Origin of the sequence: Metasolibacillus fluoroglycofenilyticus (assembly GCF_003049645.1) — a bacterium.
GTDB lineage: Bacteria > Bacillota > Bacilli > Bacillales_A > Planococcaceae > Metasolibacillus > Metasolibacillus fluoroglycofenilyticus.
This window is the reverse complement of sequence record NZ_PYWK01000001.1, coordinates 717156-740484: the sequence shown is the minus strand read 5'-3', so window position 1 is coordinate 740484 and position 23329 is coordinate 717156. Positions and strand designations below refer to the sequence as shown.

Sequence of the window (23329 nt, the reverse complement as noted above, 5' to 3'; positions counted from 1 at the left end):
TCTATTTTCTTCTCATCACGAATTGATTATTAAGCTAGAAAAACGGTATACTATAGTTTGATGTAAGTAAGAAGGAGGATTTCATGAAGATGCAAGAAATAATTCCGATTAAAGGTGCTGTTACATATAACTTAACGCTAGATCCAACTGTTTGGATTTTTGATGACCGCAAGCTTGATTTAAAAACATACTTTGATGAAAGGCCTGCAGTGGAAGATGAAGAAAAATATTTACGTGAGGTTGGTGCACATTGGTCGCGTGAAATTATGGAAGGAGCTGTATTCCCTCCTACGTTAAAAACGGAAAGAAAATTCGACCGTAAAGGCATGATAACGGGGACATTCGGCATCGAGATTAAACCTTTTTTAAACAACGCTGGCATAAAAGAAGAGGCGACAGAAGTTGTTTTTGAATGCCGCAATGGGGAAGAACACACTTTTTCAATCGAGGAAGCAAAAACACTCATTTTTAAATACAGTCAAGATGGCAAACCGTTAACAGAAGACGGACCAGTCCACATTTTATTCGCTGATGGCTCAAACGTTGATAACCCAATTACACATGTAGATGCTATTCGTGTTCAATAGGAGGAAAATTAGTTATGCGTGTTAAATGTGTCATTTGTGATACAGTACAGCAGCTTGAGGACGATTTACCCCTCGCTAAGAAGCTGCGCAATCGACCAATCCATACGTATATGTGCGATCCTTGCTATACACGCATTGCCAACAATACAGAAAAAAGGCTCGCTACAGGAAAATTCCGATTTTTCCGCACATCTTCAAAATTTGATGAGGAATTTTAATTAAAATCAAAAACGAGGCTGTCTCACAAATCCACTTGCTAGACAGCCTCACTCTATATAGGGAATAATCGTCAAATGACCTGATAGCTACCCCGTCTCCCCCTTTTTCACAAGCTTTCTTTCCATCAACTCAACAAGCTGATACATAATCGTTGCAAATACAGCAATAATCATTAGGGCTAAAAAAACAAGATTAAAATTAAATACTTGGAAGCCGTAAATAATCAAATAGCCTAACCCTTTGGCTGATACAAGGAACTCCCCAACAATTACGCCAACCCATGATAATCCAACATTCACTTTCAATGTCGAAATAATGGTAGGAAATGACGCTGGCAATATTGCCTCTTTAAAAATTTGCGCGCGATTTGCGTTAAATGTTTGTAGCACCTTCACATAATTAGCATCCACTTCAGTAAAAGCTGTATAAATGACAATCGTGGAAATAATAACGGAAATAATCGCACCCATTGTAATAATAGAGGGCATGCCTGGCCCCATTGCTACAATTAAAATAGGACCTAGCGCTACTTTCGGCATGGCATTTAGCACAACGAGATAAGGGTCTGCTACTTTTGAGAAAAACGGAGACCACCATAAAATAGCTGCGATGATTGTACCGAGTAATGTACCTATAATAAAGCCAAGTACCGTTTCAAATAATGTAATATTAACATGGGACATTAGCGTTCCATCAGACCATTTCTCAATAAACAGATGCCACACTTTTGAAGGAGCGCTAAAAATAAGCGGGTCAATCCAGCGCATTTGTGAGGCCATCTCCCATAGTCCAATAAAGCCAATGATAATCAATAATTGAAAGCACCGAACGAGTCGCTTTTCTTTTCTTAACAATGCTCTATACTGCTCATGGAGAAGTTGAATGTTCAAGGCTTTCAAGCTCCTTCCAAATGCTTTGAAAAAACCCGCCATAGCTCGAATGTGTGCGAGCCTCAAATGGTGTTAAAGCTGCTAATTCTAGTGGCACATCGAAAATCTTATGAATCGTCCCCGGCTTGGCACTCATTAAAATGATTCGGTCACTCATGGCGATGGCTTCGCCAATATCATGTGTCACTAAAATAGCTGTCTTTTCATAGCTTTTTAACATCGCACAAACTAAATCCTCCAGCTTTAATTTCGATTTATAATCGAGCGCTGAAAAAGGTTCATCCAGCAATAATATTTTAGGGTCCACTGCTAATGTTCGTGCTAAAGCGACCCGTTGTCGCATGCCTCCCGATAGCTGTCTTGGAAATTTCTTTTCGATATTTGGCAAACCTACAGCCTGCAATAATTGATGCGCCATATTTTTAGCCTGCATTTCATCACACTTTAATAATTTCAAACCAAGCACGACATTTTCCTCGATTGTTTTCCACGGAAATAAATAGTCTTGCTGTAGCATATAGCCAATGGATGTATTTTGGTCATCGACCGCAAATGTAACATCGCCTGCCGTTGGTTCAAGCAAGCCTGCAATAATTGAAAGTAACGTAGATTTTCCGCAGCCGCTAGCACCTAAAATGGAAACAAATTCACCCGGCGCAACAGAGAAATGAACATTATGCAATGCCTCCGTTGCTACCTCTTTGGAAAAATACGTATGATGTATATGATTAACTGTTAGTATCGCCATATTAATTCATTGCTTTCTCAGCAAATGAATTATCGACCAACTCATTGTAATCCATCCTTCGTGGTAGCTCGCCTGCCTGCTCCATAACATCTTGCAGCAGCTTCCATTCTGCCTCATCTAAAATAGGGTTTTTAGCATATGATTCCTGTGAACGATAACGTTCTACAACCGTAGCAATTAATGTGATCTCAGTATTTTCAAAATAAGGGGCAATGGATTTGGCAACATCTTCTGCGCTGTTCGCATACACCCAATTTTGCGCTTTTTGAATGGCGCGTGTAAAGCTTTCCGCAGTGGCTGCTTGCTTCTCTAGATAACTTTTCTTTGACATGAAAGTAGTGTATGGCAAATGCCCTGATTGTGCACCAAAAGAAGCGACGATATACCCAACACCTTCCAGCTCAAATAAGCTAGCAGTTGGCTCAAACAATTGTACAAAATCGCCTGTGCCTGAAGCGAAGGCTGTCGCAACATTCGCAAAATCAATGTTTTGAATGAGCTCTAAATCATTATGTGGGTCAATGTCATGCTTTCTGAGCACATATTCCCCAGCCATTTGAGGCATTCCACCTTTACGTTGCCCAAGAAAAACAGAGCCTTTCAACATTTCCCACGAAAAATCGTCAATCTTCTCTCTCGCTACTAAAAATGTGCCATCCGTTTGTGTCAATTGAGCAAAATTAATAATGGCATCATTTGCTTCTTGTGCATTCACATAAATTGAAGTTTCCGAGCCTACAAGTGCTACATCAATACCATCTGATAATAATGCTGTCATCGTCTTATCGCCGCCTGCAATCGTCCTTAAATCAATTTTCAAGCCTTCGTCCTCAAAAAACCCTTCCTCAATAGCTACATAAAGTGGTGCATAAAAAATAGAGCGTGTCACCTCCCCAACCCGAACTTCCTTTAGCTCCTCCTCCTTACAAGCACCCATTGTTAGGAGTAATAAGCACGATAGCATCACAAGAAAACTTACCGTCCTACGTCTAAGCATTGTCAAACCTCCCCACATGCGACTGTTATATCTAGAGTAGCGTATGCACTGGAGGAAAAAAATGTGCGCTCACATGAAATAACCTAGCAAAACTGCTATCAAGTCGGAGTTGTCTGAAAAATCCATTTTGTTTTGACACCGCATTAAAATAAATGTTTTCATCGCTTCCCTTTTACTGAAGGGTAACGCTGCTAAAGCCAATGTTTATCCCATTTTTAAAAGAGGCGTTTTCTGTGTATATGAATCACCATTTTGTGAAACATAATCGCTACTATCCAAAATGTCGACTATGCACAGCTTTTGGATAGCCCCGTGTTCAGATTTTTTCAAGCTAATTGATGAAGATTAGCCTAAAACTGTCACGCCCTGTGACATCCACTGGAGTTTGGGCCAACACATTGTTTATCATTCTGTCGTTCCCGCAAGATGCGGTGGCTTTAGACTGAATTCCTCTTTATTAGCAGATGTTTGGAATCGGTCTAAGGCTTGTGTTCATCACGCCACCTATAGACGGTGAGATAAAGGTATTATTTTGAATAAGTTCAAAAAATCTAGATGAAAATTAGCCGAAGCGTAATTGATTTAAGCATTATTCGAAAACGTGTGGATTAATTAAAATTAGAATGATATTTCAAATTTAGCTCTAATGAATTATTTTTTGTATTCCAACCATACTATCCTTGTTTGAAAAAATAAGAAAAGGAAGTGTAGTATGGGAATACTTACTGGAAATCCAAAAGAAGAGCCATTACATTATGGGGAAATATTTAGTATTTGGTCAAGTTTAGCGGCAGATTACGGCATGATTGCTGGTTATCAAACATTTTATAATCACGCTGGCGACGAAGATTTAAAAAAAGTAGTAGAAGACATTATTGATGTTTGTAAAGAAGAAATAAAGCAGTTAGAAAAAATACTAAAAGTAAATGGCATTGGTTTACCACCAGCTCCTCCTGAGCGACCTGTAGCAAGATTAGAAGATATTCCTCCAGGGGCAAAGTTTAATGATCCCGAAATAAGTGCAGCACTTAGTCTCGATATTGCCGCTGGATTAGTTGCATGTAGCCAAGCTATGGGTACTTCAACTAGGGAGGATGTTGCATTAATGTATGGTCAATTTCACACTGCAAAAGCTTTACTTGGTGCGAAATTATTACGCTTAAATAAAACAAAGGGCTGGCTTGTGCCTCCACCATTACACTTAAATTATCCAAAGAAATAAAAAGCCATTAAAAAATGAAAAAACAGAGGTGCTGTGCAAAAAGCGGCACCTTCTTTCAATGCAATGAAAATTTACCTTTAACTTGTTTCATTATTTACCTCGCTGTAAAATGGCTAAATTCAGTGTTTACTACATTTCTGAGGACATCCAACTATCCTTTCATGAAACACAAAAAACGTCCCAAAACAGTGCTTAGCACGCTTTGGGGACGCCCCATCTGTTTTATTAAGAGATTAATTTTTCTACTTCGTTTAATAAAGTAGTAAAATCGCCCTCTCTTGTAGATTATCTTTACTCATTATTCTCCAGTAGCCTGCTCGCGCTTTTCTCGCCATAAGCGTGTTTTATAAATAATTAAAATTAACGCGGCGATGACTAAACCTTCAATCATCGGTAGGAAGAAAGCAAAGAATGTTAATAAAATACAACCTACAAATAGAAATGTATAAATAATTATATTTTTCATTAACGGCAGCTCACGTGCAAAGCCTAGTTTAAATACTAGTGCCGATAAAGCAAAAATTACTAACAGCGTAATATATCCGGGAACTGTATAATCTACTACGCCATTCGCATCGATACTTGCAAAATATTCATAAATAAAACGCGTAATTCCTGACATGCTTTCGTATACTTTCTTGTCATTAATCGTTGCAACAGATGTAGATGCTTGAATCAAGTATGGTGCTAAATTCAACAACATTACTCATCCTTTCACATATTCACGCGAAATTATTGCTCCATTTCCGCGTATTTTTTCTTTTTCGCAATGCGTTCACGTTCGTTTTTATCTAAAATTTGCTTACGTAAACGAATTGACTCTGGCGTTACTTCTAAATACTCATCATCGCTTAAATATTCTAGCGCTTCCTCTAATGTCATAATGCGAGGCTTTTTAATGACATTTGTTTGGTCTTTCGTAGCAGAGCGAATATTCGTTTTTTGCTTCATTTTTGTAATATTTACGGTAATATCGTTTTCACGCGTATTTTCGCCAACAATCATGCCTTCATACACTTCTGTGCCCGGCTCAACGAATAATGTACCACGATCCTCTACCTGCATCATACCATAAGTTGTCGATTTACCATTTTCCATTGAAACAAGCACGCCTTGGTGTCGTCCGCCTACTTTACCTTGTACAACTGGCTTGTATGAATCAAATGTATGGTTGATGATGCCATAGCCTTTTGTAATGGACATAAATTCTGTCGTATAGCCAATTAATCCACGTGCTGGCACGTTGAAAATAAGGCGCACTTGTCCGTTACCGTTGTTCACCATATCAAGCATTTCACCTTTACGTGTACCAAGTGACTCGATTACTGAGCCTACACAATCTTCAGGTACATCAATTTGTACACGCTCGATTGGCTCACATTTGACGCCATCCACTTCACGGATAATTACTTGTGGCTTCGATACTTGTAGCTCAAAGCCTTCGCGGCGCATGTTTTCGATTAAAATCGATAAATGCAACTCTCCGCGTCCAGATACTGTCCATGCATCAGGCGAATCTGTATCTTCTACACGTAGCGACACGTCCGTCTGCAATTGTGCACGCAAACGCTCCTCAATTTTTGAAGAAGTAATCCATTTTCCTTCACGTCCTGCAAAAGGTGAGTTATTCACTAAAAACGTCATTTGCAATGTTGGCTCATCGATGCGTAATGGTGGCAATGCCTCTGGGTGCTCCACAGGGCATACAGTTTCCCCTACATTAATTGCTTCCATACCAGATACAGCAATTAAATCGCCTGCTTTAGCTGTTTGGATTTCTTCTCGCTTTAAGCCAAAGAAACCGAAAATTTTTGTTACACGGAAGTTTTTCACCGTACCATCAAGCTTCATCAATGATACTTGCTGACCAACGGAAATTGTTCCGCGCGCAACACGTCCGATACCGATACGGCCTACGAAATCATTATAATCTAAAAGAGCTACTTGGAATTGTAATGGCTCATCTGAGTTATCAATCGGTGCTGGAATGTGCTCAATAATTTGCTCAAACAAGCATTTCATATTTTCCTCTTGCTTTGCAGGATTTGAATCAAGGCTTGCTGTACCATTTACACCCGATGCATAAACAACTGGGAAGTCCAGCTGGTCGTCGTTTGCATCGAGCTCGATTAATAATTCAAGCACCTCGTCCACTACTTCTGTCGGACGAGCTGAATCTTTATCCACTTTGTTGACAACAACGATTGGTGTTAAATTTTGTTCCAATGCTTTTTTTAATACAAAGCGTGTTTGAGGCATACAGCCTTCATAAGCGTCCACTACTAAAATAACGCCATCTACCATTTTTAAAATACGTTCAACCTCACCACCAAAGTCAGCATGCCCCGGTGTATCTAAAATGTTAATGCGTTTGCCTTCATAATTTACTGCTGTATTTTTAGCAAGGATTGTAATGCCGCGCTCGCGTTCAATATCACCTGAGTCCATTGCGCGCTCTTCCACTTGCTCATTTGAACGGAATGTCCCCGATTGTTTTAATAATTGGTCTACTAAAGTTGTTTTTCCATGGTCAACGTGTGCGATAATCGCGATATTACGTAAATCTTGACGTAAGTTTGTCATTATTCCACTCCATATTCTTTTTTCGAATGTTTAACTGTGATATTATAGCATAAGAATAGTTAATTGTCTTTGTCAATTGATTGAACTGGTTTCATATAGAGGATAGTTTGGAGGTAAAAATTGTGAATAAAGCAAAATTTGTCATGTTCATTTATGCATTAGCTGCCATTTTGTCAATGGTTGGCATCGGCTTTTCTGTATCGCTAATCGGCGTAACAGGCACTGAATATGATAAAGCAGGCATTATCGGCGTTATCGCCTGTGTCATCGCTGTGTGCGCCATCTTTATCATGGCTTTCAAAACAAAGCGTAAATTTAAAGAGCAAGGGTTATTATAAAAAACAGCGCGAGAAAAAATTGATTTCTCGCGCTATTTTTCATTATATAGGCGATACTATTTATCAATGACGCCTCGTCTAACTCTAGTCCAAATTTTTTCAAGCTTGCGAGGGAAATTCCTCTTTTCACTTCAACTCCACATACTGCGCTAAAATCTCTCCATGAATTGATGGGTTAGCAATCATAAACGTATCTGTAGTTAATAAATTAAATGGCTGCCCCTTTAAATTGCTTGCCAATGCGCCAACCTCCTGCGCGATAATAATGCCGCCTGCAACATCCCAAGGGGAAAGGCGCATAGACAAATAGGCATCCAACTTGCCACTAACAACAAAGGCGATTTCCATTGCCGCCGCACCATATGACCTTGTCCCGCGTACCATTCGCACAAGTTCAATTAACTTTTCATGATTAACCTTTTTATTAGGCGTCACCCATACTGTATTGATTCCAATAACAGATTCCTCTAATTTCACAGGCTTTAGCTTGCGCAGTGGCGTATCATTATACCAAGCCCCTTGTCCTACAGCAGCACAAAATAAATCCTCGCGCATCACATCGAATATGTAGCCTAGTTTTCCAATACCGTCAACGAATATACCAATCGTAATCATAAAATGGCGATGCTGCTTGACGAAGTTCATTGTGCCATCGATTGGGTCAATAATCCATACAACCCCATCTAATGATTCTACCTTTTCCCCCATACCTTCTTCGCCTAAAATTTTATGTGAAGCATCAAATGCCTTAATTTTTTCAATGAAAAATAATTCTGTTTCTCGGTCAATATTTGTCACTAAATCATTTGCATTTGATTTCGTTTCAATTTTTAAATCATAGGAAAATGCATTGCGAATTCTCTGCCCTGCCTGTTTAATAATCGTTTTCGCAAATAAATCTAATTGCTGTAAATCCATCACTATGTACCACCCTTCCCATTTCCAACTATCCCACTATATATTAAGTATAACAAAAATCACTTGCTATCTAATATTTTTAGCAAGTGATTTTTTATTTTAGATTCGATTTATGCTTATTCATAGGCATGTAAACTTTCCAGCTCTTCTTGAATTTCTTTTAGGCGCTTTTTCGATTTATCCATTTCTTTTTCATTTTTAACTTGCATTGCCTCAAACAAGGAAGCTAGCTCGTAATCAAGCTCTAATCTTAAAATGTATTCATATTGCTTTTCAACATCAACCTTGCGTATAATCTTAATCATCTGTTTCATACTTGTCACGCTCCTCCTAGTTTGATTTTTAGTGTTATTACTATTTTCCCAAAAAATAAATAAAATAAACCTCAATTTTAAAAGGAGTTCAAATAAAATGGAAAAAGTGCAGTGGACTAATGAAGATTTTCAAGTATTTTCAATTGAAGGCCTAGATGAAAGAATGCAAGCATTAACAACAATTATTCGACCAAAATTTCACCTCTTAGGCGAGCATTTCGCTACATATTTTAGCGCTAAAACTGGCGATGAATTTTTCCCGCATGTTGCAAAGCATGCACGCCGCACAATCAATCCTCCAAAGGATTCTTGGGTTGCCTTTGCCCCTTATAAACGCGGTTATAAAGCATTGCCACATTTCCAAATCGGCTTATGGGGGACGCATCTTTTCATCGTTGTTGCTGTTATTTACGAAGCACCTCAAAAGGCCGAAATGGCGGAACGCTTGCTTGCGAATATAAAAAAATTCGAGAAGCTGAAAAATGATTTCGTCATTTCAGGTGATCATATGTCACCACATGTTGAAAGCTTGGACAAAGAAAAGCTACAGAAACTACTACAGCGCTTGCGCGATGTAAAAAAGGGTGAGTTTTTAGTAGGGCGCCATTTAACGATTGAGCAAGCTACTACAATGACGGCTGATGAATTTTTAACATTTGCTGAAGAAACCTTCGGTGCATTATTACCAATTTACAATACGATTATTGGAAAATAGCGCTATTATTTAATATGCACAAAGTAGTGATAAAATGAGAGCGAGGCTGGGACATAACTTTATTATTTCGAAAAATGACGAAAATAGATAACAATTTTTCCGCTTTATGGAGTTAAATATTCCGTCTTAAATCAAAAGAATGTTAGACTAATTAGATTGCGGTCTAACATTTTTTCTTTTTGTCCCAGCCTCGTTTCATAAAAGATATAACAATTTGAAAAAGAAATAAACACTAAATTTATCAGCTTTTACCTTAACTTAAAGTGAAAAATTAAAATCACCCATACACTTCTGATAGAAAAAATTTGTTGCTGTTATGATAGGGCTATCCAAAAAGCACAACAATTTTTTTGAGTAGGTATATCTTTTATCATAAATATTTACTAAAAAGTTACTCGGCATAGAAAATACTACGCCATTAAGGTAATAGTCCTAGCCATTTCCAATAAGTAGCACTGAATAATAAAATTAAAATGAAACCTACGAGCGTCAACGGAATACCTGACTTTAAGAAATCCTTAGTTGTAAATGTACCTGTGCCATAAGCAAGCATATTTTGTGGCGCACTGACAGGTAGCAAAAAGCCAAAGCAAATAACGAACTGCTGAATAAGTACAAAACCAATTTGATTTTCAACAGGCATCGGCAAGCTCAAAGCAAGGGCAATAAATACTGGGATTAAAGCCGATGCTAAACTTGTCGCAGATGCAAAACCTAAGTGGATAACGATATTAAATACAGTAACTAATGCGATTGTCGCGATAATCGGCATTGATTGTAAGCCAAGCGTGCCAAAAATAGTATCAGACAGCCATGCTGCCCCTTTCGTATTTAACAACGTTGTACCTAGCGAAATCCCTACAGCAAATACAATAAGCGTACCCCAATCAATACGAGCGGAAGCTTCCTTCCATGTAAACACGCCTATTTTTGGAAGAAGTAAGAAAGCAATCGCTAAAATGGTAATCGTCGCTGTATCAAACGGGTGGAACTTTCCTTCTGTAGCCCAGAAAAATAACAATAAAAGAGAAACAATAATTAAGGTAATTTCCTTGCGTTTTAAGGTTCCAAGCTCCTCCAATTGCTCTCTAATCACATCTCTACCACCTGTAATATTATCTGTTTCAGGCTTAATTAATTTAATCATGACAAAAAATAAAACAAAGGACATAATAATAGAAAATGGAGCAGCATATAGGAACCATTCTCCCCATGAAATATTGACATCGAATTCTGAATTGATAAAGCCTAAAGCAACAAGGTTTTGTGCAGCTGCTGTTTTAATTCCGATATTCCATATCGAAACCGCTTGTGTCGCTGTAATAATTAGCAATGCGGCTAGCTTACTTTCCTTCGCTAATCCGAATGCGGCAACAACCCCTAATAAGATTGGTACAACAGCCCCAGCGCGCGCTGTCGCACTCGGTACAACAAAAGCTAGAACAATCGATACTAAAATTGCCCCAAATACAAGCGCCTTTGTTTTTGTCCCAACCATCGACAAAACCCATAAAGCAATACGTTTGTGTAAATTCGTAATCTGCATAGCTGTAGCTAAAAATAAGGCTGCCCCCACTAACGCAACAGAGGAGCTACTGAAGCCAACTAATGCTAGCTTCAAGGCATTGTTAGTCCCCATCGATACGGTAGCGTCCTCCATGCTCGGTGCCAATCCTAATAAAACAGCAATTAACGCTAAAATCATCGCCGAACTCACGGGGTATGGCACTGCCTCAGTCACCCATAATATAACGGCAAACGCTAAAATAGCTAATGCACGTTGTCCCGCAATGGGTAGTGCCTCTGTCTCTGGTAAAAGCACAATCACAAATAAAGAAACAAATGCTAACACAATCCAAAGAGACTTCAAATTACGTTTTTTTGTTATTTCATCCGCCATCGTCAACCACTTCCCCTACTATAAATTTTAAAAATACAAAATAAACCATTGACTAAATAAAAACCGTTTACCTGATATATTAATAATAACCAATTATTCGTTTCTCATGAATTTTAATTAATTACGCTATTCTCTCTTTACCCAAAAAACAAATTGATTAGCAAACTTTCTTTAAGAATTATCTGTCCACAAAAAAGAGAAGTTGCATCATACAACTTCCCCTTTTGTTTATTCTCTTAATAACATATATCGTGCATTTCCTTTTTATCCTTCGCTACTCTCTTAAATGAAAAGGGAAAAAGCGCATCTCATGCTGTATTAGCGATTTATTGCATTGCTTGACGCATACGCTCCATATTAGCGATTGTTCCACCATCGACTAAAAGGTCAGTGCCTGTAATATACGAGGCTGCATCACTTAAAAGGAATTCTACTGCTTTTGCAATTTCATCTGCATCTCCTTCACGACGCAATGGCGTATGCGCTAATAAGACAGCCATTTGTTCACTTTGCTGTTTTTCTTGACGCCCCATCGCCGTATCAATTGTGCCTGGCGAAATAGAATTTAAACGCGCTCCCTTTTCTCCCCAAGCCCACGCTAAATCCTTTACCATTTCAATAACAGATAGCTTTGACAATGGATAAGAGGCTTGTGTAGTGCCTTGTGTCATTTGCTCCATTGTCGGCATAAAGTTTTCCGCTAATGGATTTTTTAATACCACACGCATTTCTGGTGTTGCCGGAACCATATGTGCACTCATTGACGAAATCATTACCGCTGAAGTATTTGGCCCTGCAATTTTAATAAACTCATCTAAAATATAGGCTGTTCCTAATGCATTAATTTCCATAATCTTTTGCCAATCAGCCATCGTTGGGGAAACCCCTGCCGTATGAACAAGACTAGCTAGCTCTCCCATTGAAGCCGTTTTGTCCGCAAGCGCTTTCACTGATTCTCGCTTCGAAACATCTGCAACCATATACTCAACAGTCGTTGCACCTATCGCTTTTAATTGTTCTGTGGTTTGTGCCAAACGCTCTTCATTCATATCTGCTAATAAAAATGAATTCCCTTTTGCTAAGCGCATTGCTATCGCTTTTCCCATACCACCTGTACCGCCGGTAATTACATATACTTTTGTCATTTGTTTACCCCCAATAGTTAAATTACTTTCATTTTAACTAGCTTTTTCTTCCCCTTCAAACGACATTGTATAGTAAAGTGTCTATATAAGGAGCTGAACATATGAATGAGCGACAGATTATCGAACAACCAACAATTAGACAATATATTCTTACTTCTTACAAGGAACTATTAAAGCTATATTCCCCTGAAAAAATATCAGTGAAGCAAATTGCAACACAAGCAGGCATTAATCGTTCGACCTTTTATTTGCATTTTCAAGATAAATACGAAGTTTTATACACTATAACAGAAGAAAAATTGAAGGAACTAGCTTCCCATTATTATGGAAATACAAATCGCAATACAAGCCCCCTCCAAACAACGACAAAAATTTGCGAGCATATTTTTAACAATCGCCTATTTTATAAAAAGCTCGTAAATGAGGAGCATTTTAAAAATCGCTTATTTCATTATTTGTATGAAGCGCTTGCTATTCATTTAAAACACGAGGCATTCACTACCTTCACTGCCTATGGAACAATGGGCTACATGATTGAATGGATTAAAAACGACTGCCAAAAACCAATCAAAGTAATTGCAAATGACTTATCAAGTATTGCTGATTTTCGAATTTTATAGAGATAATTTTAACAACGTGCTATGCATCTAGTTGAACTACCAATATTTTATGTAAATGAATTTTCAATCTTTAACAAGCTACCACATATCGAAAAAACTAGATAATCACTTCAGTCATTGTGGCTATATCGTTAATGTCGAGCAAATAAAAGAATTCGACAAAAAGCAGCGCAGCCTACCAGCAAAAACTTGTAGCGCCACGTTGCTTTTCTTTATGAGCGATTTTGGTCGTTTTATGAGCGATTTCTTCTTTTTATGAGCGAATTTCCACCTCTTATGAGCGATTTCACATCTCTTATGAGCGAATTAGGTCTTTTAACCTAAATGAATTTCAATACTCTTTCCCTAATAATTCAAGCAATAAACAATCTCCCCATCGATTACACGGCCATCTGGTTTAAAGCCTAATTTTTCATATAAACCTTTCGCTAAATTATTCTCTGGCTCAAAGCTTAAATAAATAACATTGTGCCTTGTATCTTCCTGAATGTGTGCAATCAACTTCTTCATTGCCTCTTTGCCATAGCCTTTCCCTTGGAATTTCTCATCAATCATTAAACGATAAATCCAATATTCATGGTCGTCCTCATCTAAACAATACATGACAAAGCCTACAAGCACTTCATCTGCATAAATTGCTAGACAAATACATTCTGGATAGGCTTTTGCCTGTGCAAGTGAAAATAGATTCGATGCAACAAAATCTTTTTGCTCCTCTGCTACCTTTAAATCAATAACATCCCAAAAGTTTTTTCTATCTATTTCTTTAAACTGAATCATTATATATTCCCCCTTAAAATCAAAAGCCTTCATAAACGATTTCTCGCCTATGAAGGCTGCCATTCACTTTAGTTAGAAGCTAGAGCTGTTTGGATTTGGCAGCGGTTCTCAGCATTTGGTTGTGGAGTGTTACCTCTGTTTCACCATTTACTTGAGATTTTTGCTGCTTGTTTCTCGTCCAGTTCTGGTGGATTTTTTGAGATTTTGGGTCTAGTTCATCCTTCTTACTCATTCCTTCCGCCTCCTCTGTTCAAAAGTGAAATCGTTATTAGTATGTGCTTATTTAATGCGAATCATCACACCATCCGCTGATTCTTTCGCCTCCTTGACAACTTTATAGCTGACATAGCCACTTGCCCTTTCAAAATCGCGGAAAATGGTTTTTTCCTCTGCTTGTGAAGGAACAATTTCCTTGAAGCGGTGATATTTTGCTATAATTTCCTCACGCTTAATGCCTTTTTCATAAGCTGCCTCGACGACTTCGAAAAAATGCACAACATCAACCATTTCTTGCGTTGACCAGTCTGTTGATAGTGGATAAGAATATTCCATTTCACTAACCTACCTTTTCATTATTCGCCCCATTTTACACGAATAGAGGCTGCCTCTGCAACCATTCGCTCGATTAACTCAGCAACTGTTGGCACATCCTGAATTAAGCCTGCAACTTGACCAGCCCAACCGAAGCCTTCTGTATCCTTTCCGTCATAAATGAAACGTCGATTAGCCCTTCCGCTAATGAGCTCCTTTAACGCTTCATACGTTGGTGTTTCACGCTCCACTTGTAAAATATGCTCTGTAAATTCATTGCGTAATGCGCGTGCCGGTGCACCGATGGAGCGTTTAATCACTGTTGTATCATATTCTGCACTACGAATAAGTGCCTCTTTATACGCTTCTGATGCATAGGTACATTCCTTCGTAGCAATAAAGCGTGTACCCATTTCGATTCCATCTGCGCCTAGTGCATGTGCAGCCATCCAACCACGCCCATCACCAATGCCTCCCGAAGCGATAACTGGAATGGAAACATGGTCCACTACTTGCGGTACTAGCACCATTGTACCTACATCGTCACGACCTAAATGACCACCACCTTCTTGTCCCACGACCATTACTGCATCGGCACCAAGTTCCTCTGCCTTTTGTGCTTGGCGGCGTGCCGCCACAAGAACAAGCTTTTTACAGGGTGCACCTTGTAGCAAGTCAAAAATTGGCGCGGGGTTGCCCCCTGTAATTGTTACAACAGGCACTTCCATTTCTGCTGCGACCTTAACCATCTCTTCATAGCCTTTACCATGCTGACCAATTGCATAATTAACACCGAATGGCTTATCTGTCAATGTGCGTACCTTTTCAATTTCCCGGCGTAAATCATCGGCTGTTGCTAAACTCATAGCAGTAATTTGTCCGAGTCCACCCGCATTCGATACGGCCACCGCTAAATCAGCATAAGCTAAATAGGCAAGCCCTCCTTGAATAATTGGATAATCAATATTTAAAAGCCTCGTTACACGTGTCTCCCACTTCACAAAAAATCCCCCTTTATTTCCTCGGAAATATTATAAAAACACCATTGCAAATAATGGACAAATAAATGCGCCAAGTACAGCACTCAAGCCCATTGCTAGCGAACCAATCGATACATCCTTTTCGCCGTACTCGGTCAACTTTGATACGCCCACACCATGTGAGGCACTGCCTAATGAAACACCGCGGCTAATTGCCGTATCAATTTTAACTAGCTTATAAACAACCGGTCCTAAAAGTGCACCTGTAAATCCTGCAATCATAACAAGTAATGCAGATAATGGCACAATGCCATCAATTGTTTCACTCACCTGCATGGCAATAGGTGTCGTCAAGGATTTCGGCAATGCTGTCAGTATAAATGCCTGTGATGCTTTAAAACCTTTCAACAGTAAAAAGACACTGATTAATCCTGAGAACATGGCAACAATTAAGCTCGAAATGATGGAGTATTTATATTGGAAAACAAGCTTGCGCTGGTTGTATAGCGGATAAGCTAGCGCTACAACAGCAGGTCCAAGCATCTTATGAATCCATTGTCCTCCTTGCATATATGTAGCATATGGAATTTTAAATACGATGAGCAATATGATGAGCGTAATAGCTGTTATTAATATAGGAAGCAAATAAGGCTTACTCCATTTCATATAAAGTCTTTGATATACTAAAAATAAGCCAATCGTACTAACGATGGCGAGTAGTGCTTGCATGCTCCCTAGCATTTTGCTCACCTGCCGCTTCCTTTTTCTCAACCCAGCCACTCCACTTACCTGTCACTGCTATCGTAATGAGCGTGCTAATAATAACCGCTAAAATTAAATAAAAGCCTGCCTTCGTTAGTAGCTCTGGGTGATTGACTACTCCAACTGTTGATGGAATAAAAAACAATGTTAAAAACGCTAAGAAAAATGTTGCGCCGTCTTGAATGAACTGTACTTTTATTAGCTTAAAATATAATGATAGCCATAATAAAATTAATCCAATAATACTTGCAGGAATAAAAATATTTGTCACATTAACTATTAGGACACCTAAGTAATAATAGATTGTTAATATGCCGATTTGGGCAATTGTTCGAATAATTTGCATAGCTAGAACCTCTTTTCTTCCCCCATATTGTACGCCTTTCGAAATACTCTGTCTAGACAGTGGGATTGCTTTACCCCCACTGATAATTTTTATCGACTAAGCGTATAACTAGGATGAAAAGAAAAGGTGGCGCTATAATGCCCCACCTGAACCACCATCAATATTTATTGAAGTACCTGTTACATAAGAAGATGCATCTGAAGCTAAAAATGTAATAACATTGGCGGCCTCCTCTGTATTTCCGATGCGCCCTAAAGGAATTCCTTCTCCCACTTTTTGTGAGTATTCCTCCCATGATAAATTTGGTGCATCATTTTTCCAGCGTTTTTCAATTTGGTCACTGCGAATAAGTCCAATACATACCGCATTTACACGAACATTATATTTACCTAAATCCTTGCTCATTGCTTTCGTTAAAGCAAGCCCTGCTGCACGGCTAACAGTTGTCGGTAAGGATGAAGCAGGTGGTGTTTTTGCTAATACGGCTGTCACATTAATAATTGAGCCACCGCCGACTGCTTTGAAATGCGGTAATGCTGCTTTTGAACAATGCACTGCACCAAATAGTTTTAAATCTAAATCACTTTGCCAAAGCTCGCTCCCTACCTGCTCAAAAGGATTGGCAGAAGAAGTCCCTGCATTATTGACTAATATATCAAGTCGTCCAAAATGCTCGACTGTTTTTTCCACTACCTCTTGACAGTGCTTTTCCTTCGTCATATCAGCAGGTACGATTAATACATCTGCTCCTGTTTTTTCTTTAATTGCAGCAGCAGCAACCTCTAACTGCTTTTCTCCACGTGCACAAAGCACAACTGATGCCCCTTCTTGCGCAAGTTGTAGCGCTGTATAATAGCCAATTCCTTTGCTTGCCCCTGTAATGATAGCTACTTTTCCTTGTAAACCTAATTCCATTCCCAATTCCCCCTATTTAATCATCTCCATCTATAATTATATGAAAATTCCGTAAACATTTCATCTGTTTGGTTCTATTATGATGTCAATTATATTGCAGAATATTTACTTAGGTAAGTATTTTATGATATATTTATCTAGGTAAACACTTTATCTATTTACTTATCACACAAAATTAATAAAAAAGAAGGTGTATAAATTGTTTCATCCACTATTTCATTTATTTTTTCAAAAAACTCGTCTTTTAAATAAGGAATTGAATGCTGTATTAAAAAGCTATCATTTATTTTCTTCCCAATGGACCATCATTTTTTGCGTGGAAAAGCATGGAGAAATGTCATTAACTGAGATATGGAAATATTTAAACGTTGAAGCACCCACAATTACGCGTACAGTGAATCGCCTATGTGAATTAGGTTGGTTGACAGTCGTACCGAGTGAGGATAAGCGTGAGAAAATAGTGAAACTGTCTGACGAGGGCTTGGAGCGCTATCCAGAAATCGCAGCAACAATACAGCGCTTTGAGCAAGAATATTTACAAGCCTTTACGCCTGAAGAATGTGAGCAGTTAATGCAATTGTTAAATAAAGTGAATTTCCAATCGGAACAAAATTCAATTTCAAGGTTGTGAGGTCAATTATGAAAGAACCTATTTGGACAAAAGGTTTTATCGCATTATTTTTTACGAATATCTCTATTTTCATTGTGTTTTACGCACTTGTAGCAGCATTGCCTCTCTATGCTATTGGTGTTCTCCAACGCACAGACGATGAAGCGGGATTATTGCTAAGTATATTTCTACTATCAGCTATTATCGTGCGACCGTTTACAGGGAAAATTTTAAATTACTTTGGTAAACAGAAAATGCTTTGGATTGGACTTGCTTTTTATGTTATTTGTACAATTCTTTATTATGTCATTCAATCATTTACATTATTATTAGCTTTACGTTTTTTCCAAGGGATTTGGTTTAGTATTATTACAACTGCCGCCATTTCCATTATAGTAGATATTATTCCAAAATCGCGTAGAGGTGCTGGTATAGGTTATTTTAATATGTCCACAAATATAGCTGTTGTCATCGGTCCACTTGTCGCATTACCAATTATTCAAAACTTTTCATTTGATTTATTATTTCTATTATTAAGTGGATTAATGCTATGTGGTACGTTAGCTTCCCTAGTTACAAAAGGTGAAAAAATCTCAGAAGTAAGAGAAGCGTCTTTTTCCTTCTCGTTAAACGATTTATTCGAAAAAGCTGCATTGCCTACAGCCTTGCTATCATGCTTGGTAGCCTTTTCTTATGCAGGGATTTTATCTTATTTAACCCTTTATGCACAGGAGAAAAACATCTTATCTTTTGTTAGTGTCTTTTATTTCGTTGTAGCCATCGGTATGTTAGCCCCTCGTCCTTGGACAGGAAAGATTTTCGATGAAAAGGGGGCAAAATACGTTATTATCCCGGGGCTTATATTTTTCGCGATAGGCATTGCCTTATTAGCACTTGTGGAAACAAATTTAATGTTTTTAATTGCAGGAGCATTTATCGGAATTGGCTACGGAGCTGTTGTACCAAGCATGCAAACCCTCGCTGTTCAATCCACAAATGTCAATCGCAGCAGCTATGCAACAGCAACCTTCTTCACATTTTTTGACTTAGGAATTGCAGTGGGCTCCTATGTGCTAGGTATCCTCGCCCTACATTCAAGTTATCAAACAATGTATTTCACAGGCGTCGGCATTGTTATTTTTGCACTATTTTGCTATCTCATTAGTACGCGGGTCCGACCAAGGAACCGCGCATAGCCGACCTTTATATAATATAAAAACAAAAGGGTTAGCAGTGTTTTGCCTAGGTGAAGGAAGAACCAACCGCTTTTTTGATGGTTTTGCCCAGGTTTATTGGTCTGGTTGGTGGTTCTATTGGTGGTTTTTCACTGTCTATTGGCGCTTTCTTTGATTCTATTGGCAATTCGGCTTTTAATGGTGCATTGCCAAGTTTTATTCACGGCTTGCCTTAATTTATCAATTTATCTTCATAAAAGACATACTAAAGCGCCCGACAAGCAATTGCACTGCTTGTCGGGCGCTACTATTATTATTATTTTGTTACGATATGGATTGGGTTGCCAAGTAATACTTCAGCAGCTTCCATTGTAATTTCACCTAATGTTGGGTGAGCATGGATTGTTAATGCGATATCTTCTGCTGTCATGCCAGCTTCGATGGCAAGACCCATTTCAGCAATCATATCAGAGGCGCCAGCACCTACGATTTGAGCACCTACTAATAAGCCGTCTTCTTTACGCGCAACAAGCTTCACAAAGCCGTCTGTTGCGTTTAATGCTAAAGCGCGACCGTTAGCAGCGAATGGGAATTTAGCAGCTTTTACTTCTAAACCTTCTGCTTTAGCTTGCTCTTCTGAATAACCAACCGTTGCAAGCTCTGGGTCTGTGAAACATACAGCTGGAATCGCTAAATAGTCAACTACAGAGTGCTCACCAGCGATTGCTTCAGCAGCAACTTTACCTTCGTAAGATGCTTTATGTGCAAGTTGTAAGCCTGGAACGATATCACCAATTGCATAAATGTTTGGTAATGAAGTACGGCATTGCTTATCAACTTCGATTAAGCCACGCTCACCGAATTTAATACCGATTTCTTCAAGACCCATTTCATCCGTATTTGGACGACGACCTACTGTTACTAAAACGTAATCAGCTTCAACCGTTTTTTCTTCTCCGCCTACTTCATATGTTACAACAACGCCAGTGTCACTTTCCTCAACACCTTTAGCTGATGCACCAACTACTATTTCAACGCCTTTTTTCTTTAGGCCTTTTTTAACGATTTGCGTCATTTGCTTTTCAAAGCCAGCTAAAATATCTTTACCGCCTTCGATAATCGTTACTTGTGAGCCAAGGTTTGCATAAGAAGAACCTAACTCTGTACCGATGTAACCGCCGCCGATTACAACTAACTTGCCTGGCACTTCTGGTAAAGAAAGTGCACCTGTAGAGTTAATTACGCGCTTCGTAAATTTGAATGTTGGAATCTCGATTGGACGAGAACCTGTTGCTAAAATAGCGTTTTTAAATGTATAAGTTTGAGCAGAGTCTTCGTTAATGACACGAACAGTATTCGCATCAACAAAATATGCTTCGCCTTTTACGATGTCTACTTTATTACCTTTAAGTAAACCTTCAACACCGCCAACTAATTTTTTTACAACGCCATCTTTAAAAGCTTGAGCTTTTGCCCAATCAAGCTTTACTTCTGACGCTACGATACCCATATCATCTGAATGCTTAGCTTGCTCATAACGGTGACCTACAGAAATTAATGCCTTTGATGGGATACATCCAACGTTTAAGCATACGCCACCTAAGTTAGCTTTTTCTACGATTGTCACTTTTTGACCTGTTTGCGCTGCGCGAATCGCTGCCACATATCCACCAGGGCCTGCTCCTACTACTAGAGTGTCTAGTTCGATTGGGAAATCTCCTACTACCATTTTTTACGCCTCCATTAATAATAAGTCTGGCTCACTTAGCAAACGCTTTAAGTAATTTAATGCATTTTGCCCAGTTGCCCCATCAATCATGCGATGGTCAAAGCTCAATGATAATGCTAACACAGGTGCAGCTACAATTTCACCATTTTTTATTACAGGTTTCTCTGCGATACGCCCGATTCCTAGAATTGCAACCTCTGGATGATTAATTACTGGCGTAAACCATTGTCCACCAGCCGAGCCGATATTCGTAATAGACATCGAAGCACCTTTCATTTCTTGTGGTGCTAATTTACCCTCACGTGCCTTCTCTGCTAGCTCATTAATAGAATTTGAAATTGCAAATAGCGATTTGCGGTCTGCATGTTTAATTACTGGTACAAGCAGACCTCTTTCTGTATCTGCAGCAATACCGATGTTGTAATAATATTTTTGGATAACTTCTTGCGTTGCATCGTCAAGCGAACGGTTGAATTCTGGGAATTCACGTAATGTAGCAATTAACGCTTTTACTACATAAGGTAAGTACGTTAACTTCACACCTTTTTCCGCTGCAATATCTTTGAATTTTTTACGATGTTCTACAAGCGCTGTTACATCTACTTCATCCATTAATGTAACATGCGGTGCTGTTTGCTTCGAATGTACCATCGCTTTTGCAATCGCTTTGCGAATACCTGATAATTTCTCACGTGTTTCTGGGAAATCACCTTCTAAAACTACAGTTGGTGTAGCTTTTGGTGCTTCTACTGTAGCCTCTACTGCCACATCTTCAACAACTGGTGCTTGTTCAGCAACCTCTTGTCCACCTGCTAAGAATTTGTCGACATCCTCTTTTAACACGCGGCCATTTTTTCCTGAACCAGCTACAGCGCGAATATCAACATTGTTATCACGTGCGTATTTGCGTACAGATGGCATCGCGATAATACGTTTATTATCCTCTACTTTTGCTGTTTCTTCAACAGGTGCCTTCTCAACATCTTGACCAGCCTCTGCTGTCGCTTGCACTTGTGCCTCAGTTTTAGCTTCAGCGTGCTCATCACCTTTTAATTTCATATCCTCGTAGCCCGGTGCATCTAAACGAATTAATATATCACCCACTACAGCTACTGTGCCTTCTGCTACTAGTACTTCCTCTACTGTGCCCTCTACTGGAGATGGAATTTCAACGACTGCTTTATCGTTTTGAACTTCACATAAAATATCGTCTTCTTTTACTTGATCGCCAGCTTTTACGAACCACTTAACGATCTCACCTTCATGGATTCCTTCCCCAATGTCTGGTAAACGGAAATTAAATGCCATATTTGTCACCCTCACTTCATTAGAATGTTAAAACTTTTTTCGCCGTTTCCATTACATCTTTATACGTCGGTAACCATACACCTTCCGCTTGTGGGAATGGATAAATTGTATCTGGTGCTGCTACGCGTAAAACTGGTGCCTCTAAGCTTAAAATTGCGCGGTCTGTAATTTCTGCTACAACATTTGCTGCAATACCCGCTTGTTTTTGTGCTTCCTGTACAACGATTGCACGGCCTGTTTTTTCAACAGAAGCGATAATTGTTTCGATATCTAAAGGTTGAATTGTACGTAAGTCAACAACTTCAACAGAATAGCCGTCTTTTTCTAATTCTTCGGCTGCTTTCAAGCTTTCATGTACCATTAAGCCATATGCGAAAATGGATAAGTCTTTTCCTTCGCGTTTTACATCCGCTTTACCAAGAGGAATTGTGTAAGATTCTTCCGGCACTTCTTCACGGAACGAACGGTATAGCTTTAAATGCTCTAAGAAAATGACTGGGTCATTATCACGAATGGATGAAATTAATAATCCTTTTGCGTCATAAGGTGTTGATGGAATAACAACCTTTAAGCCCGGTTGTTGTGCCATTAATCCTTCTAAGCTATCAGAGTGCATTTCCGGTGTATGCACACCACCACCAAATGGTGAACGGATTGTTACTGGTGCACTGTAAGTACCACCTGAGCGATAGCGTAAACGCGCTAATTGTCCGCTAATTGAGTCCATTACTTCATATACGAAGCCGAAAAATTGGATTTCTGGTACTGGACGGAAACCTTCAAGTGCTAGCCCAATTGCCAAGCCCCCGATTCCTGATTCTGCAAGTGGTGTATCAAATACTCTGTCCACACCGAATTCTTTTTGTAAGCCTTCCGTTGCACGGAATACTCCTCCGTTTACACCAACGTCTTCTCCGAAAATTAAAACATTTTCATCGTCGCGTAATTCGCAACGTAGTGCATCCGTAATTGCTTGAATCATCGTCATTTGTGCCAT

General features: G+C 39.0%; 28 protein-coding genes. 9 read left to right on the top strand and 19 right to left on the bottom strand.

Annotated features, from left to right (window positions below):
* Positions 1-89 precede the first annotated feature (89 nt).
* Both C9J36_RS03215 and C9J36_RS03210 read left to right on the top strand, forming a co-directional pair.
* Positions 90-587, top strand: a complete 498-nt coding sequence (locus C9J36_RS03215; RefSeq protein WP_107943070.1) for a molybdopterin-binding protein — start codon at positions 90-92, stop codon at positions 585-587.
* A gap of 14 nt (positions 588-601) precedes the next feature.
* Complete coding sequence (locus C9J36_RS03210) at positions 602-805, top strand: YlaI family protein (RefSeq protein WP_107942222.1); 204 nt, start codon at positions 602-604, stop codon at positions 803-805.
* Positions 806-892: 87 nt separating this feature from the next.
* Here the strand turns inward: C9J36_RS03210 and C9J36_RS03205 are convergent, their stop codons facing one another.
* The 3 genes from C9J36_RS03205 to C9J36_RS03195 are packed head-to-tail and all read right to left on the bottom strand — an operon-like array spanning position 893 to position 3441.
* A complete protein-coding gene (locus C9J36_RS03205) occupies positions 893-1738 on the bottom strand; it encodes an ABC transporter permease (RefSeq protein ID WP_107942221.1) in 846 nt (281 codons plus the stop codon).
* Positions 1674-2444, bottom strand: a complete 771-nt coding sequence (locus C9J36_RS03200; protein ID WP_107942220.1) for an ABC transporter ATP-binding protein — start codon at positions 2442-2444, stop codon at positions 1674-1676. The genes C9J36_RS03205 and C9J36_RS03200 overlap by 65 nt, the downstream gene beginning before the upstream one ends.
* A gap of 1 nt (position 2445) precedes the next feature.
* Complete coding sequence (locus C9J36_RS03195) at positions 2446-3441, bottom strand: ABC transporter substrate-binding protein (RefSeq protein WP_107942219.1); 996 nt, start codon at positions 3439-3441, stop codon at positions 2446-2448.
* Positions 3442-4153: 712 nt separating this feature from the next.
* Between C9J36_RS03195 and C9J36_RS03190 the strand changes: the two genes are divergently transcribed.
* On the top strand, positions 4154-4663 hold the full coding sequence (locus C9J36_RS03190; RefSeq protein WP_107942218.1) for a DUF3231 family protein: 510 nt from the start codon (positions 4154-4156) through the stop codon (positions 4661-4663).
* 298 nt (positions 4664-4961) lie between these two features.
* Here the strand turns inward: C9J36_RS03190 and C9J36_RS03185 are convergent, their stop codons facing one another.
* Positions 4962-5366, bottom strand: coding sequence for a YlaH-like family protein (locus tag C9J36_RS03185; RefSeq protein WP_430010622.1), 405 nt, complete (start codon positions 5364-5366; stop codon positions 4962-4964).
* A 29-nt stretch (positions 5367-5395) separates the two neighbouring features.
* A complete protein-coding gene (gene typA / locus C9J36_RS03180) occupies positions 5396-7246 on the bottom strand; it encodes a translational GTPase TypA (protein WP_107942217.1) in 1851 nt (616 codons plus the stop codon).
* Positions 7247-7368: 122 nt separating this feature from the next.
* Between typA and C9J36_RS03175 the strand changes: the two genes are divergently transcribed.
* Positions 7369-7584, top strand: coding sequence for a DUF5325 family protein (locus C9J36_RS03175; protein ID WP_066169629.1), 216 nt, complete (start codon positions 7369-7371; stop codon positions 7582-7584).
* 126 nt (positions 7585-7710) lie between these two features.
* Here the strand turns inward: C9J36_RS03175 and C9J36_RS03170 are convergent, their stop codons facing one another.
* Positions 7711-8502: an inositol monophosphatase family protein gene (locus C9J36_RS03170; protein ID WP_107942216.1), complete on the bottom strand. Its 792-nt coding sequence runs from the start codon at positions 8500-8502 to the stop codon at positions 7711-7713.
* Between the two features lie 116 nt (positions 8503-8618).
* Positions 8619-8816, bottom strand: coding sequence for a hypothetical protein (locus C9J36_RS03165; protein WP_066169624.1), 198 nt, complete (start codon positions 8814-8816; stop codon positions 8619-8621).
* A gap of 97 nt (positions 8817-8913) precedes the next feature.
* Here C9J36_RS03165 and C9J36_RS03160 point away from each other — a divergent pair, with 97 nt between their 5' ends.
* Positions 8914-9531, top strand: coding sequence for a YktB family protein (locus C9J36_RS03160; protein WP_107942215.1), 618 nt, complete (start codon positions 8914-8916; stop codon positions 9529-9531).
* A gap of 418 nt (positions 9532-9949) precedes the next feature.
* On the opposite strand, the gene C9J36_RS03155 is transcribed toward C9J36_RS03160, so the two are convergent.
* Positions 9950-11431: a DASS family sodium-coupled anion symporter gene (locus C9J36_RS03155; protein WP_107942214.1), complete on the bottom strand. Its 1482-nt coding sequence runs from the start codon at positions 11429-11431 to the stop codon at positions 9950-9952.
* 326 nt (positions 11432-11757) lie between these two features.
* The gene (locus tag C9J36_RS03150) at positions 11758-12576 is read right to left on the bottom strand and encodes an SDR family oxidoreductase (RefSeq protein WP_107942213.1); all 819 of its coding nucleotides are present in this window, start codon (positions 12574-12576) and stop codon (positions 11758-11760) included.
* Between the two features lie 101 nt (positions 12577-12677).
* On the opposite strand from C9J36_RS03150, the gene C9J36_RS03145 reads away from it, so the two are divergent.
* A complete protein-coding gene (locus C9J36_RS03145; protein ID WP_107942212.1) occupies positions 12678-13196 on the top strand; it encodes a TetR/AcrR family transcriptional regulator C-terminal domain-containing protein in 519 nt (172 codons plus the stop codon).
* Positions 13197-13541: 345 nt separating this feature from the next.
* Here the strand turns inward: C9J36_RS03145 and C9J36_RS03140 are convergent, their stop codons facing one another.
* From C9J36_RS03140 to C9J36_RS03110, 7 genes are all read right to left on the bottom strand, one after another.
* Entirely contained in the window at positions 13542-13976 is a 435-nt protein-coding gene (locus C9J36_RS03140) for a GNAT family N-acetyltransferase (protein WP_107942211.1), read from the bottom strand.
* Between the two features lie 79 nt (positions 13977-14055).
* A complete protein-coding gene (locus C9J36_RS03135) occupies positions 14056-14208 on the bottom strand; it encodes a YpzG family protein (RefSeq protein WP_066169608.1) in 153 nt (50 codons plus the stop codon).
* Between the two features lie 47 nt (positions 14209-14255).
* The gene (locus C9J36_RS03130; RefSeq protein ID WP_066169604.1) at positions 14256-14528 is read right to left on the bottom strand and encodes a UPF0223 family protein; all 273 of its coding nucleotides are present in this window, start codon (positions 14526-14528) and stop codon (positions 14256-14258) included.
* Positions 14529-14548: 20 nt separating this feature from the next.
* Entirely contained in the window at positions 14549-15508 is a 960-nt protein-coding gene (locus C9J36_RS03125) for an NAD(P)H-dependent flavin oxidoreductase (RefSeq protein ID WP_107942210.1), read from the bottom strand.
* A 30-nt stretch (positions 15509-15538) separates the two neighbouring features.
* Positions 15539-16228, bottom strand: coding sequence for an LrgB family protein (locus tag C9J36_RS03120; protein WP_107943068.1), 690 nt, complete (start codon positions 16226-16228; stop codon positions 15539-15541).
* Complete coding sequence (locus tag C9J36_RS03115) at positions 16191-16595, bottom strand: CidA/LrgA family protein (RefSeq protein ID WP_107942209.1); 405 nt, start codon at positions 16593-16595, stop codon at positions 16191-16193. The genes C9J36_RS03120 and C9J36_RS03115 overlap by 38 nt, the downstream gene beginning before the upstream one ends.
* A gap of 132 nt (positions 16596-16727) precedes the next feature.
* The gene (locus C9J36_RS03110; RefSeq protein ID WP_066169597.1) at positions 16728-17510 is read right to left on the bottom strand and encodes an SDR family NAD(P)-dependent oxidoreductase; all 783 of its coding nucleotides are present in this window, start codon (positions 17508-17510) and stop codon (positions 16728-16730) included.
* Positions 17511-17700: 190 nt separating this feature from the next.
* On the opposite strand from C9J36_RS03110, the gene C9J36_RS03105 reads away from it, so the two are divergent.
* Genes C9J36_RS03105 through C9J36_RS17260 form a run of 3 tightly spaced genes read left to right on the top strand, consistent with a single transcriptional unit; the run spans position 17701 to position 19531 of the window.
* Entirely contained in the window at positions 17701-18141 is a 441-nt protein-coding gene (locus C9J36_RS03105; protein WP_268807842.1) for a MarR family winged helix-turn-helix transcriptional regulator, read from the top strand.
* 8 nt (positions 18142-18149) lie between these two features.
* Positions 18150-19316 (top strand): MFS transporter, encoded by a 1167-nt coding sequence (locus C9J36_RS03100; RefSeq protein WP_107942207.1) that lies wholly within the window; start codon positions 18150-18152, stop codon positions 19314-19316.
* A 50-nt stretch (positions 19317-19366) separates the two neighbouring features.
* Positions 19367-19531 carry a hypothetical protein gene (locus C9J36_RS17260; RefSeq protein ID WP_161956375.1) on the top strand — a complete coding sequence of 55 codons (165 nt, stop codon included), beginning with the start codon at positions 19367-19369 and terminating at the stop codon, positions 19529-19531.
* An 80-nt stretch (positions 19532-19611) separates the two neighbouring features.
* Here the strand turns inward: C9J36_RS17260 and lpdA are convergent, their stop codons facing one another.
* From lpdA to C9J36_RS03085, 3 genes are read right to left on the bottom strand one after another with little or no spacing between them, the layout of a single operon-like run.
* The gene (gene lpdA / locus C9J36_RS03095; protein WP_107942206.1) at positions 19612-21024 is read right to left on the bottom strand and encodes a dihydrolipoyl dehydrogenase; all 1413 of its coding nucleotides are present in this window, start codon (positions 21022-21024) and stop codon (positions 19612-19614) included.
* Between the two features lie 3 nt (positions 21025-21027).
* Positions 21028-22332, bottom strand: a complete 1305-nt coding sequence (locus C9J36_RS03090; RefSeq protein ID WP_107942205.1) for a dihydrolipoamide acetyltransferase family protein — start codon at positions 22330-22332, stop codon at positions 21028-21030.
* A gap of 19 nt (positions 22333-22351) precedes the next feature.
* Positions 22352-23329 (bottom strand): alpha-ketoacid dehydrogenase subunit beta, encoded by a 978-nt coding sequence (locus C9J36_RS03085; RefSeq protein WP_107942204.1) that lies wholly within the window; start codon positions 23327-23329, stop codon positions 22352-22354.